General features: G+C 41.4%; 16 protein-coding genes and 8 tRNA genes. 14 read left to right on the forward strand and 10 right to left on the reverse strand.

What is annotated here, in order from left to right; all coding sequences use genetic code 11:
* Window positions 1-3: 3 nt before the first annotated feature.
* From H5158_RS14860 to hemA, 10 genes are all read right to left on the reverse strand, one after another.
* Window positions 4-645 (reverse strand): alpha/beta family hydrolase, encoded by a 642-nt coding sequence (locus H5158_RS14860; protein ID WP_182740341.1) that lies wholly within the window; start codon window positions 643-645, stop codon window positions 4-6.
* 1 nt (window position 646) lies between these two features.
* Window positions 647-1,543: a transcriptional regulator GcvA gene (locus tag H5158_RS14865; RefSeq protein WP_145240653.1), complete on the reverse strand. Its 897-nt coding sequence runs from the start codon at window positions 1,541-1,543 to the stop codon at window positions 647-649.
* Between the two features lie 119 nt (window positions 1,544-1,662).
* On the reverse strand, window positions 1,663-2,517 hold the full coding sequence (gene kdsA, locus H5158_RS14870) for a 3-deoxy-8-phosphooctulonate synthase (protein ID WP_182740342.1): 855 nt from the start codon (window positions 2,515-2,517) through the stop codon (window positions 1,663-1,665).
* A 9-nt stretch (window positions 2,518-2,526) separates the two neighbouring features.
* Entirely contained in the window at window positions 2,527-3,780 is a 1,254-nt protein-coding gene (locus H5158_RS14875) for a DUF819 domain-containing protein (protein ID WP_145240649.1), read from the reverse strand.
* Between the two features lie 16 nt (window positions 3,781-3,796).
* Window positions 3,797-4,624, reverse strand: a complete 828-nt coding sequence (locus H5158_RS14880) for a tetratricopeptide repeat protein (protein WP_145240647.1) — start codon at window positions 4,622-4,624, stop codon at window positions 3,797-3,799.
* 124 nt (window positions 4,625-4,748) lie between these two features.
* Window positions 4,749-5,123, reverse strand: coding sequence for a SirB2 family protein (locus H5158_RS14885; RefSeq protein ID WP_182740343.1), 375 nt, complete (start codon window positions 5,121-5,123; stop codon window positions 4,749-4,751).
* A gap of 111 nt (window positions 5,124-5,234) precedes the next feature.
* Window positions 5,235-6,776 carry a response regulator gene (locus tag H5158_RS14890; protein ID WP_182740344.1) on the reverse strand — a complete coding sequence of 514 codons (1,542 nt, stop codon included), beginning with the start codon at window positions 6,774-6,776 and terminating at the stop codon, window positions 5,235-5,237.
* A 50-nt stretch (window positions 6,777-6,826) separates the two neighbouring features.
* Window positions 6,827-7,669: a peptide chain release factor N(5)-glutamine methyltransferase gene (gene prmC / locus H5158_RS14895; protein WP_182719177.1), complete on the reverse strand. Its 843-nt coding sequence runs from the start codon at window positions 7,667-7,669 to the stop codon at window positions 6,827-6,829.
* Window positions 7,670-7,671: 2 nt separating this feature from the next.
* The gene (gene prfA / locus H5158_RS14900; RefSeq protein WP_145240641.1) at window positions 7,672-8,757 is read right to left on the reverse strand and encodes a peptide chain release factor 1; all 1,086 of its coding nucleotides are present in this window, start codon (window positions 8,755-8,757) and stop codon (window positions 7,672-7,674) included.
* A 7-nt stretch (window positions 8,758-8,764) separates the two neighbouring features.
* On the reverse strand, window positions 8,765-10,021 hold the full coding sequence (gene hemA / locus H5158_RS14905; RefSeq protein ID WP_182719176.1) for a glutamyl-tRNA reductase: 1,257 nt from the start codon (window positions 10,019-10,021) through the stop codon (window positions 8,765-8,767).
* 83 nt (window positions 10,022-10,104) lie between these two features.
* On the opposite strand from hemA, the gene lolB reads away from it, so the two are divergent.
* The 14 genes from lolB (at window position 10,105) to H5158_RS14975 (ending at window position 16,442) form a co-directional block, all read left to right on the forward strand.
* On the forward strand, window positions 10,105-10,692 hold the full coding sequence (gene lolB, locus H5158_RS14910; RefSeq protein WP_149980714.1) for a lipoprotein insertase outer membrane protein LolB: 588 nt from the start codon (window positions 10,105-10,107) through the stop codon (window positions 10,690-10,692).
* A gap of 1 nt (window position 10,693) precedes the next feature.
* Complete coding sequence (gene ispE / locus H5158_RS14915; RefSeq protein ID WP_257325560.1) at window positions 10,694-11,551, forward strand: 4-(cytidine 5'-diphospho)-2-C-methyl-D-erythritol kinase; 858 nt, start codon at window positions 10,694-10,696, stop codon at window positions 11,549-11,551.
* A gap of 100 nt (window positions 11,552-11,651) precedes the next feature.
* Window positions 11,652-12,599, forward strand: a complete 948-nt coding sequence (locus H5158_RS14920; protein WP_145240635.1) for a ribose-phosphate pyrophosphokinase — start codon at window positions 11,652-11,654, stop codon at window positions 12,597-12,599.
* Between the two features lie 160 nt (window positions 12,600-12,759).
* Window positions 12,760-13,365 (forward strand): 50S ribosomal protein L25/general stress protein Ctc, encoded by a 606-nt coding sequence (locus H5158_RS14925; protein ID WP_145240633.1) that lies wholly within the window; start codon window positions 12,760-12,762, stop codon window positions 13,363-13,365.
* Between the two features lie 17 nt (window positions 13,366-13,382).
* Complete coding sequence (gene pth, locus H5158_RS14930; protein ID WP_145240631.1) at window positions 13,383-13,967, forward strand: aminoacyl-tRNA hydrolase; 585 nt, start codon at window positions 13,383-13,385, stop codon at window positions 13,965-13,967.
* 34 nt (window positions 13,968-14,001) lie between these two features.
* A complete protein-coding gene (gene ychF / locus H5158_RS14935; RefSeq protein ID WP_145240629.1) occupies window positions 14,002-15,093 on the forward strand; it encodes a redox-regulated ATPase YchF in 1,092 nt (363 codons plus the stop codon).
* A gap of 278 nt (window positions 15,094-15,371) precedes the next feature.
* Window positions 15,372-15,448: transfer RNA gene (locus H5158_RS14940), tRNA-Met, on the forward strand.
* 63 nt (window positions 15,449-15,511) lie between these two features.
* Window positions 15,512-15,596 (forward strand) — tRNA-Leu (locus tag H5158_RS14945).
* A 38-nt stretch (window positions 15,597-15,634) separates the two neighbouring features.
* Window positions 15,635-15,709 (forward strand) — tRNA-Gln (locus H5158_RS14950).
* 5 nt (window positions 15,710-15,714) lie between these two features.
* Window positions 15,715-15,791: transfer RNA gene (locus H5158_RS14955), tRNA-Met, on the forward strand.
* Between the two features lie 167 nt (window positions 15,792-15,958).
* Window positions 15,959-16,043 (forward strand) — tRNA-Leu (locus H5158_RS14960).
* 40 nt (window positions 16,044-16,083) lie between these two features.
* Window positions 16,084-16,158, forward strand: a tRNA-Gln gene (locus tag H5158_RS14965).
* Between the two features lie 84 nt (window positions 16,159-16,242).
* Window positions 16,243-16,327, forward strand: a tRNA-Leu gene (locus H5158_RS14970).
* A 40-nt stretch (window positions 16,328-16,367) separates the two neighbouring features.
* Window positions 16,368-16,442 (forward strand) — tRNA-Gln (locus H5158_RS14975).
* The last annotated feature ends 42 nt before the right edge of the window (window positions 16,443-16,484 follow it).

The following is a 16,484-nucleotide window of genomic DNA, read 5'->3' on the forward strand; positions in this document are numbered from 1 at the left end:
CCTTTAAATATGCTGTTTAATAAAACTAGCAGCGTGCTCAGCGGCAGTTTGCACATTACCTAACTCTGTAAAGCCACTGCGTTTGCGTGGTATTAAGGAATGATCGCCATCAGCTAGCCACACAAACTCTGGGCGTTTATCCAGTTGTAGTAGCTGTGTTAATTCGTCACGGGTACCAAATGTATCGCGCTCGCCTTGGAGCACCATAAACGGGCATGGTATTTTACCAAAATGATCAATGCGTAATTTATCAGGCTTGCCTGGTGGATGAAATGGATAGCCAAATGCCAATACGCCTGAAATTGGTGGCATTGTTACTCGCTCTTCACTGACAAGCATTGATGCCATCCGCCCGCCCATTGACTTGCCACCAATAAATAACGGTAAGCTTGGCTGTACAAAGGTTAATATATGTGCAAAGTATTGCAGTAATTTAGGCGCACGATCTGGCGGGCGACGCTTATTGTTTTGCTTGGCTATTTGCATATATTCAAAGTCAAATAAGCCAACATCAATACCTTTTTCTGCCAGCAAGCTTGCCATTTTCTGCATAAATTCTGAATCACTAGCGGCTCCAGCACCATGGGCAAAAATAAATTGTGCCAAAGCGGGTTGTTGGTCACTTTTAATCCATTCGATAGTCATATTAATACTCTTGCTCTTGTTCGACTAAACTCAGCATCCACTGCTTAAACGATACTATTTTTCCTAATTCAGATTGCGTTTCACGACTTACTAAATAGTACGCATTTTTACTTTCTAAACTGTGGTTAAACGGAATAACTAAACGTCCTGCATCAATATCAGGTTTAGCAAGCACACTGTTACCAATAGCAACCCCTTGACCATGCACAGCTGCTTGCAGCACCATTGATGAGTGACTGAATATTGGTCCTTGGTTTACTTGCACATTACGTACACCGGCGGTTTTCATCCACGTTTTCCAGTTCTTACGGGTGGTATCGTGTAATAAAGTATGGTTTGCCAAATCACTTGGCTGATCCAGCGGCTTTGGCCCTGTTAATAGCATAGGACTACACAAAGGCACTAAGTATTCGGTATGCAGTTTATGCGTTTGCACGCCACTCCAATGACCACGGCCATAATAAATAGCCACATCAACATCATCGGTGAGTGAGTTTTCGTCTTGATCTTGGGCTTTTATTCGTACATCTATCTCAGGGTGCAGTTCGTTAAATAAGCTCAAGCGTGGCACTAACCATTGAATAGCAAAGCTGGGCGTTAAACTCACGGTTAATGAACCTTTTGCACCACGGGCTAATAGCTTTTCGGTAGCATCAATTAGCTGAGTAAATATTTCTTTAATATCTAAAAAGTAACCTTGGCCTTCTTCGGTGAGTAATAAAGAACGGTTTTTTCGCAAAAATAGTTTTAAGCCAAGATGCTCTTCTAAAGTTTTTATTTGATGACTTACCGCCGCCTGTGTGACGTATAACTCTTCAGCCGCTTTAGTAAAACTCAAATGGCGAGCAGCAGCTTCAAATGCTTTTAATGCGTTTAGTGGCGGAACACGTCGAGACATAGTGATCAAACTTAGAATTAGTTTTTCTTATGGATAAGATTATATACACATGCCAAGGAAGTGTATATTCAAGACATAAAAAAAGCGACTTTCGTCGCTTTTCTTATCACGCTTTGCGATTACAAGTCGCTGGCGCTGGTATCCAATGGGCCAAAGCTTTTAACTAAATCATCCACGGCTTTCATTTGACTTAAATAGCCTTCCAACTTACTTAATGCAAGTGCACATGGGCCATCACATTTAGCTTCATTAGGATTAGGATGCGCTTCAATAAATAAACCCGCTAACCCTAATGCCATGCCGCTGCGAGCAAGTTCTGCCGCTTGTGCACGACGACCATCGGCAGAATCACTGCGCCCACCTGGACGTTGTAAAGCATGAGTGGCATCAAAAATAACCGGAGCCATTGGTTTCATGTCATCCATACCCAGCATATCAACGACTAAGCTGTTATAACCAAAGCTTGAGCCACGCTCGCACAATACAACATTGTTATTACCCGCTTCATTAAATTTAGTAATGATGTGGCGCATTTCGTGCGGGGCTAAAAATTGTGGCTTTTTAACATTAATAATTGCACCCGTTTTCGCCATTGCGACTACTAAATCTGTTTGGCGCGCCAAAAATGCTGGTAATTGGATCACATCAACCACTTCTGCCACAGGCGCTGCTTGATGCGGCTCATGGACGTCAGTGATCAAAGGAACATTAAACGTTTTTTTGATTTCTTCAAAAATCCTTAAGCCTTCTTCCATGCCTGGACCACGGTATGAATTAATTGATGAACGGTTTGCTTTATCGAATGACGCTTTAAACACATAAGGAATATTAAGCTTAGTGGTCACTTCTACATAATGCTCAGCGATACGCATTGCTAAATCACGAGACTCAAGTACATTCATGCCACCGAACAATACAAACGGTTTTTCGTTTGCCAGTTCAATATCATTAATTTTAATTAAATGGTTGTTCATTTTTATTCCTTAAGGTGCAACTGCTTGCATCATTAAACCACAAATATATGCCATATACGTGCCTACGCCATAGCCCAGAACGGCTAATAATACCCCAACTGGCGCAAGCGATGGGTGAAATGCCGAAGCAACTACTGGTGCCGATGCCGCACCGCCCACATTCGCTTGTGAGCCAACGGCCATATAAAATAGCGGCGCTTTAATTATTTTTGCCACAATTAACATTAAACTGGCATGGGTAAGCATCCAAATTAAGCCAATAACGAAATACATAGGTGATTCAAATATAGCCGTAATATTCATATGAAGGCCAATTGATGCCACTAAAATATATAAAAAGCTGGAGGCTACTTTAGATGCGCCAAAGGCTTCAATATGACGTACTTTAGTAAACGACAATGCAATACCTATGGTCGTCGAAATAACAATTAACCAAAAGAACTTACTGTTTAAGCTATATTCTTGTGCCCATGGAAAGTTAGCGCCAAAGTAAGGTCCTAAAAAGTCTGCACAAAAATGCGCCAGACCGGTAATACCAAATGCAATTGCAATGATCAGCATATAATCATTGAGTGTTGGCAGACGTGCGTGCTCGGCTTGGTATTTTTCAACGCGATTTTTTAACTCTTCAATCGCGCTAGTATCCGCGCCTGTTTTCGCATCAATGGCTTTATGGTTGGCAGCCATTAACAGTAATACTGCCATCCATAAATTAGCGACAATCACATCTACCGTAACCATTGCTGAGAATATATCTCCGCCAACTTCAAACATTTCTTTCATCGATGCTTGGTTTGCACCACCACCAATCCAGCTTCCAGCAATCGTGGTCATGCCACGCCATACTGCATCGGGGCCATGACCACCGACTGCTTCTGGATACACTGCGCTCATGATCAAAATGGCCAACGGGCCGCCGATCACAATACCCGCAGTACCGGTTAAAAACATAATTAATGCTTTCGGACCAAGATTAATAATGGCACGTAAATCAATACTAATGGTCAGTAAAATTAAGCACGCCGGAAGCAAGTAACGTGATGCTACAAAGTACACATTAGATGAATGACCATCAACAATGCCAAAAGTATTCAATAGTGAAGGTAAAAAATAGCACAGTAATAATGCTGGGACATATTTGTAAAACTTTTTCAGTGCGCTATTTTGACTGTTCGATGTTTTAAAAATAAAGCCTAATATTACTGCTAATAAACCAAAGACAACCGCGTCATTGGTGATCAGGGCAGTATGGGCGTCAGCCATGTAAATTCCTTAAAAGTTAATGGTGAGTTTTGTGATTATCTTCAAGTTCTTCAAGTTGATGCTGAATAATATCAATTGCAGGATCATCTGGACACTCATCGATAAAAAATTGTAAGTCGTCACGTGCCATTTTCGGACAATCAAGCTGGTTAAGTAAATAGCCTCTGTCGCGTCTTTCGTACGGGTCATCGCCTATTAGCTCCATCAGCATCTCAACACAGCTCAAAGCATGACCAAATTTATTACTGCTAATAAAGGCCCACTTTTGTTGTGCTAGATAAAGCTTATACACTTCTTCGTCAAAAATGAGCTCAAGCGGCTCTTGCTCATCACCATTTTCTTCACTGGCGTTTTCAGGAATAATATACCAACTTTGTTGACCTGAACTCGGCTCAAGTAAATAACCTTCCTCATCGCTAATAGCAACATGGACATTTATTTCACTATTATTAATCGTTACATTTGCATCAAAACCTGCATGGTTCAGCAAATGGCATAATAAAATACCCAGTGTTGTTTCAGAACCACTGCGCATACTCAGCATATAGCTAAAGCTATTTAAGGTGTATTCTGGGACTTTTAAACTGGATACGCTAAATAACCACTGAGTAAAAAACATATCAACTAGCGCATCAAACCGTTCGTGAATATCAGGGTATTGTTGGCATAGTTCGGTGACTTGATTTTCAAAGTCGCTCAGTGTGGCAAAGCTATCACTTAAATCAGCTTGAGGATCCCACTTCGCTTCAGCGCTTATACAACGATACAACGCTTGGGGAACGAATGTGTCAAAAGCCTCATCTTGATAGGATTCATTTTGATCTTCAAACCAAGGGGTGGTCATTAATACGGCAACATCTTTAATAGAAAATGAATGACTAGTTTACCTATTTTTTTACACAGATACCAACGTAGCACGTTAGATTAACGTTCAAAGACTGTTTAGTGCAGCCTTTGAACACCTTTAGTTACAAAATAAACGCTGTTTTGGCAACCGCTAGCTTACCAATGAAGGCAATGACCACAGTCGTAACAACTAAAAACACAATTTTTATACTGGTTTTTTGCTGTTTACTGGCAATAATACCCAGTGCAATATACGCCACTACAAGAATAATCTTTTCAAGCAGCCAGGTTTGTTCTAGTGGATTAATTTTTGCAATAGCCATCAGCGCGAAGGCTGAAATAAGTAAAAACGTATCGGTTGCGTGACTACCAATAAATACCAATTTATTTTTAGCGATTGCACCACTGCCGAGGCGAGAAAATGAACGTAGATAAAATAGAACAATGCTTAAAACTGCAATTGCCATGTGTGTGTGTTTGACTGCTAAATAATCCATATGCCCCTAACTACTCATTAATGTTAAAAAAGAAATTGTACCAATGTTGTTAAACATGCCTATTCTAATGCGTTAAATAACTCACCAGTTCAATGCACTGGGTATTATTTTTTAATCTGGAAAACGCATTAAAATTTCTTCAAGCTCCGCTAGGTTGTCGTTAAATGCATCGACCAGTTTAGGCTCAAAGTGTTTGCCTTTTTGCTGATTGATTTCATTAACGACATCATCAAGCGTCCACGCTTCTTTGTAACAGCGTTTATGGCGCAGCGCATCATACACATCGGCAATCGCCACTATACGGCCAAAAATATGAATGTCTTCTCCTTGGATCCCTTGTGGATAACCTGAACCATCCCATTTTTCATGGTGATCACGTGCAATTTGAGCACCTGCATTAACGATTTCACGACGAGAATCTTGTAAGATGAGGTAACCTTTTTGAGTGTGCGTTTTCATGATGTCCCACTCTTCGGAGGTCAATTTACCCGGCTTATTTAAAATAGCATCAGGAATACCCACTTTTCCAACATCATGAAGTGGCGACGCTAAACGAACTAAGTCAGCCTCACGTTTCGATAAACCATACGCCAGTGCTAAAGTATGACATATATGCGAAACCCGCTTAACATGATTGCCCGTTTCGGTTGAACGCTGCTCCAGAGCTTCGCTTAAACGAAGCACTAATTCTTGCTGAGTTGCTTCGACCTCGGATTGTAATTGCACATTCTCATACGCTAACTGTACATTTTGCGAAAATATTTCAATCAAATGGCGCTGTGTATCCGATAAGTCGTGTGGAATACCGGATATAAAAAGCATTGAATTATGATTATGTTCGCTGCAACAGTATGCAAACAAATAATTGTCTTTATAAACAATGTTTTTATCTCTAAATGCTTGTTTACATGCTGATAGCTGCTCGGTATTTAATACCTCTTCAATTGCTTTACCTTCGCTGCGTTCAAAATCGCCTCGCCCAGAAAATACCACTAATTTATGCTGATTATCTTGTGGGTTACCTGCCACTAAACTGGTGGCGTACATTGCTTGATCAACAGTGCCGAGCAACGATGTTAATTGTTGCATCACCCCTTCAATAAAATGATCAAGTGAGTGCGCTGAAAAAATATCTCGAGATGCTTTAATGATTTTTTCAAGCCCTTGACGAGATTGTTCAATCGATAAAATATCGCGATAAGAACGTAAGCTCGACATCACTACAGTAAATAGTTTTTGTGCGGTAAGTTCAGTTTTTGATTTGTAGTCATTGATATCATAACTAACAATGACTTGGCGCTCTGGCGCTTGGCCGGGTTGACCAGTACGAAGGATAATACGGATATGATTATTTTTAGCGACTTCACGAATATATTGCGCGACTTTTAAGCCTGCATCGTCGGTTTCCATCACTACATCGAGCAGTACGATTGCAGCATCGGGATTATTATCTATTTGTACTTTAGCCTCAGCCCCTGAGTATGCACTAATAAACTCTAAACGCTTGTCTTGAAACTCAAAATCACTTAATGCCAATTTCGTGACAGCATGAACCTCAGGCTCATCATCAACAATGATGACTTTCCATGTCCCCTTAACTACTTCACTTTCTACTTCTTGTGGTTCATCCGAAAACAAAAAATCATCCATCATACTGAGTCCTCAAAGGCGTTTATTTTGCTCTCGCACTGTAATTTTTATAATTATCCCGGCCACTGTGCGAGCGTTACACGATCGTTATTTGCTAAGTCTTTAACTGTAAGTATATTTGTATACGCCATTTGTGCAAAAAAACTATGCACTTTAGTACTTTGTTGATAACCATGCTCAATGACAAGGTAACCATTTGACGTTAAAAAATTGCGTGCTTGAGTAATAATATACTTTATATCAGCCATACCGTCATCATCGGCAACTAACGCAGAAAGTGGTTCAAAACGTACGTCACCTTGATTTAAGTGAATATCATCATATTCGATATACGGCGGATTACTAACTATTAGATCAAACTGTTGTGCTGTAACTTGGCTAAACCAATCACTTTGCACAAAGTCTACATTAATAAAGCCTAACCGCTGCTTATTTGTATTCGCAAGCGCTACAGCATCAGTAACCCTATCAACCCCTGTGATTTGCCAAAGTGGCATTTCGCTGGCAAGTGCAAGCGCAATTGCACCAGTCCCAGTGCCTAAATCAAGCACTTTAGCGGCCACAGGTAAAGGCAAACTGAGCGTATATTCAACCAGTGTTTCGGTATCTGGGCGAGGGATCAGCGTAGTGGGATTAACCTGCAGTGGCAAACTCCAAAATTCACGCGTGCCCGTTATATGAGCCACTGGCTCACCTGTTAAGCGACGTTGACAATAACTTTCAAATAGCTGTTGTTGTTGCGGTGTTAACTTTTGTTCTGGCCAGCTAAATAAGTAGCTACGTGGTTTTTGTAATACGTCGAGCAATAATACTTGAGCGTCTAATTTAGCACTATCGCTGCTACTTTGCAGCAGCAAAGTAGCACGCGAAACAGCACTTTCAATCGTGTCGGTCACGATTACTCATCACCCATAGCGGCTAGTAAATCAGCCTGATGCTCTTGCATTAGCGGCTCAATCACACAACCTAAGTCGCCGGCAACTACCTCATTTAAACGGTATAAAGTGAGATTGATACGGTGATCTGTAATACGTCCTTGCGGATAGTTATAAGTACGAATACGTTCCGAACGGTCACCGCTACCGACTAAGTTACGACGCTCTGATGCTTCAGCCGCGTGGCGTTTTTCATCTTCCGCTTGTTGTAAACGTGCAGCAAGCACTGACATCGCTTTCGCGCGATTTTTATGCTGTGAACGTTCATCTTGACACTCAACTACTACACCTGTTGGTAAGTGGGTAATACGAATTGCCGAGTCAGTTTTATTAACGTGCTGACCACCGGCACCTGAGGCACGGAACGTATCAACTTTAATATCAGCGGTATTAATTTGAATCGCTTCAGCTTCTGGCACTTCAGCCATTACCGCAACAGTACACGCAGAGGTATGTACTCGTCCTTGCGATTCAGTTTCTGGCACACGTTGTACCCGGTGAGCACCTGATTCAAACTTCAATTGCCCGTACACGCCTTCACCACTAATGTTAGCAATGACTTCTTTGTAACCACCGTGCTCACCTTCATTGGTGCTCACAATCTCTACTTTCCATTTTTTAGTTTCAGCATAACGGGTATACATACGGAATAAATCACCAGCAAAAATGGCCGCTTCATCGCCTCCCGTGCCGGCACGTACTTCTAAAAACACATTATTATTGTCGCGCGGATCTTTTGGTAGCATCAACACTTGTATTTGATCTTCGATAGCAAGGATTTGCGCTTTGGCTTCTTTGTATTCTTCTTGCGCCATCTCACGCATATCAGGATCCGAATCCTTTAGCATTTCTTCTGCTGTAGCAACATCATCTTGTGTTTGCTGATAGCCTAAAAATGCTTTAACAATTTCTTCCAACTCAGAATATTCTTTTGAAAGCGCACGAAAACGATTTTGGTCGCTAATAACTGACGGATCACTTAGCAGCGCTTGTACTTCTTCATAACGCTCTACTAAGGTTTCTAACTTACGATAAACGGACTCTTTCATGTAACTGCTATTCCTGATCAATACCTAACATTTTCTTTAATTGGCTTAACTGAGCAACTTCACCTTTTTTAGCCGCATCTTGAATTGCACGGGTAGGCGCGTGCATTAGGCGGTTGGTTAACTTGTTGGCCAGCTCTAAAATAATTTTTTCTGCGTCTTTACCGGTATTTAATTGGCTTATTGCCTTATCAACCAGCTCAGACTTAATATCGTGTACATCTTGGCGATAAGAACGGATCAGATCGACAGAGTCGAGTGAACGCATCCACATCACAAATTCCGCACAGCGCTGGGTAATAATCACTTGCGCTTCATCGGCGGCTTGTTCTCTTGAAGCGATATTTTCGCTTACTATTGCCTGTAAGTCATCAACCGAATACAAATAGGCCGCATCTAATTCACCAACTTGGCTTTCAATATCGCGCGGTACTGCAATATCAATAAATAACATTGGCTTATTACGGCGTTGTTTTAGCGCTTGTTCAACTACCCCTTTACCAATAATTGGCAAAGTACTTGCTGTCGAACTGATCACTATATCCGCCTGATGTAAGCGTTCAGGTAACTGCGCTAACGCAATAACGTCGGCATTAACATCTTCTGCCAGTAGGCGTGCACGCTCTATGGTGCGATTCGCCACGGTGATCTGTTGTGGTTCATTTTGATATAGATGTTTCGCTACCAGCTCAATTGTTTCCCCGGCACCAATTAATAGCACTTTGGTTTTATCTAACTTGCCATATATATGTTTAGCTAAATTAACCGCAGCATAAGCAACAGACACCGCACTGGCGCCTATATCGGTTTCCGTTCTTACTTGTTTTGCTACCGAAAAGGTTTTTTGAAATAACCGGTCAAATACCACACTCACCGAATTGTGATTTTTGGCGCTATTATAAGCTTGCTTTATTTGACCAAGAATTTGCGGTTCACCTAGCACCAGAGAATCTAGGCCACATGACACACGCATTAAATGATTGATAGCATCATTATCTTGATGACAATATACATTACTGCTCAGTTCGTATTCATCCAAACCGTGGAAACTAGCTAACCATTGCAACAGTATTTGGGAATTTTGCTGAGCGAGGCTACAATAGATTTCTGTTCGGTTACATGTGGACACAATAACCGCTTCATTAAACTGATCGTGATCGCTCAGTTGCTGTAATGCTTCTGACAATTGCTCAGGCGAAAAGGCAACCTTTTCGCGTAATTCTACAGATGCGGTTTTATGATTAATACCAAGTGCTACTATGGTCATATGTGCCAAATATTGCTAAGCCGTGCTCGAAAGACGATAATTTTACCAAAAATCAGCGGAATATGGAAAGTAAGGAACGACATTTGATTCGACTATATTTGATTTTACTCATATTTTTTTTATTTTTAAGTGGTTGTGCGCAGCAAATTAGCCCTCAAACAGCTCTTTATGACGATTGGAAGTCGCAATTATCACAACAAACCAATTGGCAAGTTGAAGGAAAACTGGCTTTTATTAGTCCAGATGAACGCCAATCAGCAAACTTAAATTGGCAACAACAAGAACAGTTAAACCAACTTATTCTAACGAGTTTTATCGGTACCCGTGTTTTAGCATTAACACAAAATACTAACGGCGCTGAACTTGAATACGATGATCACATTTACCATGACATTAATGCATCGCGCCTGCTTGCTAGGCTCACTGGTTTTAATATACCGATGGACAGCGCCGATAATTGGTTAAAAGGCACTGTTGACGATCCAAGTTTGCAAGTTGATGAACTAGGCCGAGCAAAAAATGTAACTTGGCACGCACCCGATGGCGATCAATGGCAAATAAGCTACGCTGATTACCAACAATACGCCGGATTTTGGTTACCTAAAAAGCTCACGTTAAAACACCAAGATATTAAAATAAAAATTCAACTTTACGAGTGGCACTTTAACTAACATGACTACGCACACTATGACTTCATTTTCGTTATTGGCTCCTGCCAAGCTCAATTTATTTTTACACATTAATGGCCGTCGTGAAGATGGCTATCATGAACTGGAAACCTTATTTACTTTTTTAAATTATGGCGATCAACTCACATTTACTTTGACTGAAACAACTGAAATTGAAGTCACTGGTGACACCACCGATATCCCCCTAAAAGATAATTTGATCTATAAAGCGGCCGTTTTATTACAAAAACACACAAATTCCCTTTTTGGCGCAAAAATAAATTTAACTAAAATATTACCAATGGGAGGCGGCGTTGGTGGTGGTTCTTCAGATGCGGCCAGCACACTTTTAGCGCTTAATAAATTATGGCAATGCCAGTTATCACTATCTGAATTAGCAGCGCTTGGCGTGCAGTTAGGCGCAGATGTGCCGGTGTTCATTAACGGCAAAAGCGCCCTAGCTCAAGGCATTGGCGAGAAGTTAGTGAATGTAGAGCTGCCGTCAAAATGGTATTGTGTAGTGCATCCAAGTGAACATGTCAGCACCGCGAAAATTTTTACTCACCCAGATTTAAAACGCAATACACCGAAGCTAAAAGGCCACTGGCAACAACAAACATTAGCCAACGATTGCGAGCCTTTAGTTAAAAAGCTCTGCCCTGAGGTTGAAAAGACCCTCCAGTGGTTGCTAAAATACGCTCCGTCGAAGATGACTGGCACAGGTTCATGCTGTTTTGTTGAATTTGCCACGCAAAAAGAAGCGCAACATGTTCTTGAAAATCTCCCCCATAACTGGGACGGTTTTATTGCCAGCAGCGTTAATATCTCTCCTGCTCATACGCAGTTGGACGCTATACATTGAAGCAATGAAGTAATGTACAAGTAAATAAAGTTTAAGTTAATAAGCTATACTTTTTTTATCGCTTATTAGTCCAAAAATTCAGTGCCTGAGGAACCCTACCGTGCCTGACATGAAGCTCTTCGCTGGTAACGCAACACCTGAGTTAGCTCAAAAAGTTGCAAAACGTTTATATATTGAAGTTGGCGATGCTGTTGTTGGCCGTTTTAGCGACGGTGAGATCAGTGTTCAAATTAATGAAAATGTTCGTGGCTCGGATGTTTTTATTGTGCAATCAACCTGTGCCCCTACTAACGATAACTTGATGGAGCTTATTGTAATGGTTGATGCCTTACGTCGTGCATCTGCAGGTCGTATAACAGCCGTCATTCCTTATTTTGGTTATGCACGTCAAGATCGCCGCGTGCGCTCTGCTCGCGTACCAATCACAGCAAAAGTTGTTGCTGATTTCTTATCAAGTGTAGGTGTTGACCGAGTTCTAACGGTTGATTTACACGCTGAGCAAATCCAAGGCTTCTTTGATGTACCAGTTGATAATGTGTTCGGTAGCCCAGTGCTACTTGAAGATATGAAAGAGCGTCAATTTGATGATGTTGTTGTTGTATCACCTGATATCGGCGGTGTAGTTCGTGCCCGTGCTATTGCTAAGTTATTAAACGATACCGATCTTGCCATTATTGATAAGCGTCGCCCACAAGCGAATGTTTCTCAAGTAATGCACATTATTGGTGACGTTGAAGGCCGTGACTGTATCATCGTTGATGATATGATCGATACTGGCGGTACCTTATGTAAAGCAGCTGAAGCACTTAAAGAACACGGTGCTAAGCGAGTATTCGCTTACGCTACTCACCCTGTACTTTCTGGCCAAGCATTAGAAAACATTCGTAACTCAGTAATTGATGAAGTGATTGTAACTGACTCAATTCCACTGTCTGCTGAATTAAAAGCAATTGATAAAATTAAAGTGTTAACACTTGCAGACATGCTAGCTGAAACAATTCGCCGTATCAGCAATGAAGAATCTATTTCAGCGATGTTCGAACACTAAACTTGGTTTAGTTAAAATATCCTGATGTAATAAAGCGCCTCGTTGGCGCTTTTTTTATGTATCGTGTTTCTTTTAATTAGTCGCGGTGGTATGATAGCGCGCCTTTTGGCTAGGGACCTTGGTCGCAAAGGCCCTACACTATTTAATTATTGGAGACATCATGTCTAACGAAACATATACATTTAATGCAGAATTACGCACAGCTACGGGTACAGGTGCGAGCCGCCGCCTACGTCGTGAAGATAAAATCCCTGCGATCCTTTACGGTGCTGACAAAGAAGCTGCATCACTTACTTTTGAACACAAAGATATTATCAAAGCACAAGAAAGTGAAGGTTTTTACACTCACATCCTTACTCTTGATATCGCTGGTGAAAAAGTTGAAGCTATCCTTAAAGATATCCAACGTCACCCGTTCAAGCCTAAAATCACTCACCTTGATTTCCAACGTGTAGATGCTACTCACAAACTTAACACTAAAGTACCAGTTCACTTCATCGGTGAAGAAGCGGTAACTAAAGCGGGTAACACTGTAGTTCACCAATTAACAGAAATCGAAATCACGTGTCTTCCTAAGTCACTTCCTGAATTCGTAGAAGTTGACGTAGCTGGCCTAGTTGCTGGTGACTCAATACACATCTCTGACGTTAAACTTCCAGCAGGTGTTTCATCTGTTGATTTAGCGAAAGGTGCTGATCACGACCAGTCTATCGTAACTATCAAAGCTAACAAAGCTGCGCCAGTTGAAGACGAAGCTGCAGAATAAATTTTAAGGTTTGCACCTTGAATTCTATTCAAATGCTTGTGGGCCTGGCTAATCCAGGCCCCGAATACGCAAACACACGCCACAATGCAGGTGCTTGGTTCATCGAGCAACTCGCTGCACGCTACAACTGTACGCTAAAACACGATCCTAAGTATCACGGCCTTACCGGCAAAGTGATCATCCAAGGTCAAGAATTCAAATTACTGATCCCTACTACTTATATGAATTTAAGTGGTAAAGCTGTCGGTAGTTTAGCCAACTTTTTCAAAATTCCTGTTGAGAGCATCCTAGTTGCCCATGACGAAATGGATTTAGAACCCGGTGTTGCCAAATTAAAAAAAGGTGGCGGACACGGTGGCCATAATGGTTTAAAAGACATTATTGCAAAGATGGCAAATCAAAAAGATTTCATGCGTTTGCGCGTTGGCATAGGTCATCCAGGACACCGTGAAATGGTGACCGGATGGGTGCTTGGAAAAGCAGCCAAAGAAGACCAAGAGAAAATGGATGCCGCAGTAGATGAAGCAGTTCGTTGTATGGAAATACTTGCAAAAGACGGTGTGTTAAAAGCACAAAACAGACTACATTCGTTTAAGCCATAATTGGTTAAGCGGATCTAAACAAGGTATCTTAACTATGGGTTTCAAATGTGGCATCGTCGGTTTGCCTAATGTTGGTAAATCAACACTTTTCAATGCATTAACCAAAGCGGGTATTGAAGCCGCTAACTTTCCTTTTTGTACCATCGAGCCAAATACGGGCGTGGTACCGGTGCCAGATCCTCGTCTAGACGAACTTGCAAAGATTGTAAAACCACAACGTATTCTTACAACGAGTATGGAATTTGTGGATATTGCAGGTCTTGTAAAAGGCGCATCGAAAGGGGAAGGTCTTGGTAACCAGTTTTTAGCTAACATTCGTGAAACCGATGCAATTGGCCACGTAGTACGCTGCTTTGAAGATGACAACATCATTCACGTTGCAGGTACCATTGATCCTGCTGATGATATTGATGTGATCAACACCGAGTTAGTACTTGCTGATATGGATAGCGCTGAAAAAGCCCTTTTCCGTAACGCGAAAAAAGCCAAAGGTGGCGATAAAGACGCAAAAGAACAAAATGCCGTACTTGAAAAAGTAAAAGTACACCTTGATGAAGGCTTAACTTTACGTTCTTTAGCATTAACTAAAGAAGAAAAAGCGGCTATTAGCTCTGTTAACTTCTTAACAATCAAACCAACTATGTATATTGCTAACGTAGCTGAAGATGGTTTTGAAAATAACCCATATCTTGACCGTGTACGCGAAATTGCTGCTGCTGAAGATGCTGTTGTTGTGCCTGTATGCGCCGCGATTGAATCTGAGCTTTCGGAATTAGATGAAGAAGATAAACTTGAGTTTATGGCCGATCTTGGTCTGGATGAGCCAGGTTTGAATCTAGTGATCCGTGGTGGTTATGAGTTACTTCATTTACAAACCTACTTTACTGCAGGTGTAAAAGAAGTACGTGCATGGACAATCCCAGTAGGTGCAACTGCGCCACAAGCTGCAGGTAAAATCCACACTGACTTTGAGCGTGGCTTTATCCGTGCACAGACCATCGCTTTTGATGACTACATCGCCTATAAAGGTGAAAGTGGTGCAAAAGAAGCAGGTAAGATGCGCCAAGAAGGCAAAGAATACATAGTTAAAGATGGCGATGTAATGAACTTCTTGTTCAATGTTTAACACCATCCCAGTGTGACCTATCACCTTTAGTGATTTTTAAAGGCTCGTTTTTACGAGCCTTTTTTATTTTTGCACTATCATTAAATATCAGCTGTTGTGAATAAGTCACAATAAAGCAGTTAAAAAAACACCATTTTTATTAAAATTTAGCCTGTTAGCCTATTTTTCCCGCAAACAAACCAAGATACGTGTTTTTTTGCAAAAAAGGTGTTGACGGATTTGGGTCATATCAGCATAATACGCCCCGCACTCAGCGATGAAGTGCTAACAAAAAAGATGGCTAAGTAGCTCAGCTGGTTAGAGCACATCACTCATAATGATGGGGTCACAGGTTCAAATCCCGTCTTAGCCACCATTATTTTTTGTTGCTCAATGAAGAGTTTAAAATAACTACCTAGTGTTTTATTACACAACGTATGCGGGAGTGGCGGAATTGGTAGACGCGCTGGATTTAGGTTCCAGTATCTTAGGATGTGAGAGTTCAAGTCTCTCCTTCCGCACCATATTCTTGATAAGAATTAAAATTATCAATTGTTATTGTTGGGATATCGCCAAGCGGTAAGGCACCAGGTTTTGATCCTGGCATTCCCAGGTTCAAATCCTGGTATCCCAGCCAACAATGGCTAAGTAGCTCAGCTGGTTAGAGCACATCACTCATAATGATGGGGTCACAGGTTCAAATCCCGTCTTAGCCACCATTTATTTTGAAATGGCTCTGTAGGAGTATAAACTACACTCAATAAAGAGTTTAAAATAACTACCTAGTGTTTTATTACACAAAGTATGCAGGAGTAGCGGAATTAGCAGTTGTCTTGAATTAGGCGCTGGATTTAGGTTCCAATACATTGTTACCTGTATGTTCGATGCGGGAGTGGCGGAATTGGTAGACGCGCTGGATTTAGGTTCCAGTATCTTAGGATGTGAGAGTTCAAGTCTCTCCTTCCGCACCATGTTCTTGATAAGAACTAAAACTATCAACTGATTCTTTGTTGGGATATCGCCAAGCGGTAAGGCACCAGGTTTTGATCCTGGCATTCCCAGGTTCAAATCCTGGTATCCCAGCCAACTTCTTCTACCAAAGAATGTTGTTAAAGAATAACTCTAGCTACGAGTATAAACAGCAAAAACGTATATAATTATACGGACTATGCGGGAGTGGCGGAATTGGTAGACGCGCTGGATTTAGGTTCCAGTATCTTAGGATGTGAGAGTTCAAGTCTCTCCTTCCGCACCATGTTCTTGATAAGAATTAAAACTATCAACTGTTTCTTTGTTGGGATATCGCCAAGCGGTAAGGCACCAGGTTTTGATCCTGGCATTCCCAGGTTCAAATCCTGGTATCCCAGCCAACTTCTTCTACCAAAGAATGTTGTTAAAGAATAACTCTAGCT

The organism is Pseudoalteromonas sp. SR45-6 (assembly GCF_014163545.1).
GTDB lineage: Bacteria > Pseudomonadota > Gammaproteobacteria > Enterobacterales > Alteromonadaceae > Pseudoalteromonas > Pseudoalteromonas rhizosphaerae.